This is a genomic window from Peribacillus sp. P4_C12 (assembly GCF_056402095.1).
The window spans coordinates 1-1,481 of sequence record NZ_JBFUIB010000749.1; the positions used below are offsets into that span (position 1 = coordinate 1).

General features: G+C 35.7%; 1 protein-coding gene. It reads right to left on the minus strand.

What is annotated here, in order from left to right; genetic code table 11:
* Window positions 1-560: 560 nt before the first annotated feature.
* Window positions 561-1,481 (minus strand): hypothetical protein (locus tag AC1DUW_RS28620; protein WP_477644157.1); only part of this gene is annotated, 921 nt, incomplete at its 5' end.

The window sequence follows — 1,481 nt, forward strand, 5'->3', positions numbered from 1 at the left end:
CAACTAAGGGAATAATTTGTGTAACCACTCTAATCATTTACGATTATGGTGGTTTTTTGGGTTTTTGTTATCACACTTATGATAGGTTTATATTATCTATTTTTGCATGTTATGTTTATAAAAGGGGATTAGATGAGAGATAAAGAAGTATATCGTTCAATCATTGGAATAGTACCAATCCTTGGTAAGTTGGCATTATCTGTTTTCAATTATTAATATGAATAAATCGTACGAGGTTATTAACTTGGATAACGATTTTAGTAAAGAGTTTCTTGTGACACATAAAAAACAATACTTTATTTTATAATTTAATCCGTCCACGTAGACTGTTAAAATACGATATTTACTCTTGTAAGGGAACAAATAAAATGAACTAAACCATCGTTGGAAATGATTAGGGGAATTCGTCGAATAAGAAACGAAACGTGTACGGGAATCATCCTATTTTCGAATCTAGAATTCTCGCACACGTCAAGGAATAATAAACTATTGAAGAAATGAACATATTCTGTGTTGTCTGTTGTAGGTTACACTTCGTCCAAGTGGTGCTGTTTCTGCATTTAAATACGTGCAAATTCGGATTGATATATATTCCTTGGCACTCCAATGTCAGCCATGGTAAGTAACCCTGGTTTGCGAATAGCATCGATCTGCTTAGCGGTATTGATAACCATTGCAGCGGTCGCAGTATCTCCAAAAATTCCATTTGGAATGATCAATCTTTGCGTTTCGTTTCCTTCAATAATAATTTCATCTTCTTGATTAATTCCAACAGACATAGTCAAATCCAAGCATATTTCCCTTCCATTTGAGGTCTTGCCCTTGGATACTTGATGAAGGCCATTTACATCTCCTGGTTTTAAGGAAGTAAGTGGAACGGTAATATTTTCTCCAGCAATCGTCGGTTCAATTGTATTTTTTACACTTGTAAGGTTCCAATTGAGACCATAAGCGATTAATCTGACAGATTCTTCAAGTCCAACATGCCCAATTTTATTCTGTTCAGCTAAGAATTCAAATTCTTCTTTGGGCATACCGATCCCGACTTTTTTTTGTAAGGGAATGCGTCGTTTTGAAACATCTACCCTACGGTTGACAATTATTTTATTGACCGTTGTTAATACTGTTGAAAAACAGATGACCAATGTATCCATGATGAATCCTGGATTAATGCCAGTCCCAATGACACTAAGCCTTTTAGCCTTAGCGTAATCATCTATTTCCTTGGCAAGTTCAGGGTAACGGTCCCAGGGGAAAGAAAGCTGTTCGCAGGTAGAAACGACTGAAAAACCATGATCTAGAAGTTCTTTGATTTGTGGCCATACTTGTTGTAAGTTAGAACCGGTTGCATGAAGGGCGACAGGATGATCTGTGTTCGTTTTTACTTCCTGTATACTGGATACTACATTTAGTCCTGTTTGTTTTTCATTGATTAATAACCCAATATCATTTCCAATCTTTTCAGGATCAATATCTATAAC